This window comes from Vibrio sp. 10N.222.48.A3, assembly GCF_041475345.1.
In the GTDB taxonomy this organism is placed as follows: domain Bacteria; phylum Pseudomonadota; class Gammaproteobacteria; order Enterobacterales; family Vibrionaceae; genus Vibrio; species Vibrio tasmaniensis_A.
The window spans coordinates 1-1,659 of the sequence record NZ_JBFRVX010000103.1 but is presented as its reverse complement, the minus strand read 5'-3'; the positions used below and the strand labels follow the sequence as shown (position 1 = coordinate 1,659).

Here is a 1,659-nt window from a genome sequence, read left to right as displayed (position 1 = left end):
CGTCATCGCTGGCGTGCTATTTGGCACCTACGGCAGTCGGGTATGCCCGATGCTCGAAAGCTTAACGACGTTAGAAATTTTCACCCAAGTCAGTAGTGTCTTTATCTTATTGTGGCTAGCGCGTCATTATTTGCTATCGCAGCACACCTTAGTCAAACAAGGTCGATTTGCACAACTCGATACTATGTTGTTCTTTGCCGCGAGTATTCCTTTCGCGCTCTACTACAACCTAAGCTACGACTTCACGATAGACAGTAACTTGAAAGTGCTGTTCGGCATGAGCCTATTTGGTTTCTTTACCGGTACCATTCTTCAACTGAAAGCGAAGCTTAGCCAAATAGATGAAATGGAGATGACTGGGCAATTTGACTTCCACCTGATAGGTGAAAGAAGTTCACTGGTTAAACAAATGATTGGTTTGGTCATCGTGCTTCTGGTAACACTGACCACCATGCTGACTATGGTGGCCGTCAAAGACATCTTCTGGCTAGAACACAACCCCGGCCGTTTGCTAGATGGTACGGGCAAGATCAGCGTGATCAAAGAGTTCATTTATTTGGCGGTTGTACTAGGTGGATACGCGATAACCATCATGACTCTATGGAGCCAGCTGATTAGACGTATTCTTCTAAGCCAAGAGCACGCATTAAGTAAAGTAACTAATGGTGAGCCAGGCGTTCGCTTACCTATATTTAGCTACAACGAGCTTGGGTCAATAGCATCTATGACCAATACCATGCTTGATAGCCTCGAAAACGCTCAAGACGAAGTAAAAACCACACGTGACGTCGCGATTGTTAGCTTATCTGCACTAGCTGAATCTCGAGACAATGAAACTGGCGCCCATATTTTACGAACTCAAGAATACGTAAAGGTACTCGCACTGGAGCTCAGCAAATCTGAAGCTCACGCGACCTTATTAACACCCAACTATATCGAGCTGCTTTATAAATCTGCCCCACTGCATGATGTAGGTAAGGTTGGAGTACCTGACAGTGTGCTGCTAAAACCGGGCAAACTGACGGATGAAGAGTTTGAGATAATGAAAGGTCACCCTGCTATTGGCGCCGAAGCGTTATCTATTGCAGAAAAGCAATTGGGAAGCAGTTCTTTCTTAAGAGTCGCGAAAGAGATTTCTCTCACTCACCACGAGAAATGGAATGGCAGCGGTTATCCAAATCAGTTGTCTGGTGAAGAGATCCCATTATCCGGTCGCTTAATGGCATTGGCCGATGTTTATGACGCATTAATATCGAAGCGAGTCTACAAGCCAGCCTTTACTCATGAGCAAGCGAAACAGATTATCTTGGAGGGCAATGGGACCCATTTTGACCCGCAAGTTGTCCAAGCTTTTCTGGCCGTCGAACAAGAGTTCGTTTCAATTGCCGCGACCTACAAGGATGGAAAAAACATGCAAAGTGAACTTGAACGAGAAAGCTTTGTTGCTCAACCTGATTAGTCTTTTCGAAAACCACTAACTATACAGGCTCCGACTATACAGGTTACAGTAAGTTATGGGGTGTTATACAGGCTACAATAGTTATATAGGTTAGGCCGCAGAGTGATTTTTTGAGTCAGCTTCATTCGAGTATTAAGTTAAACGAAACAGGAAGAGTGACTGAATAAGATTCTATAAAAAAACCAGCATATATATGCTGG

Annotated in this window: 1 protein-coding gene; it reads left to right on the top strand. The window is 44.4% G+C overall.

Going from position 1 to position 1,659, the window contains the following annotated elements:
• The coding region (locus tag AB4653_RS03895) for an HD-GYP domain-containing protein (protein ID WP_372103377.1) at positions 1-1,459 on the top strand (1,459 nt) is incomplete at its 5' end.
• Positions 1,460-1,659: the final 200 nt, after the last annotated feature.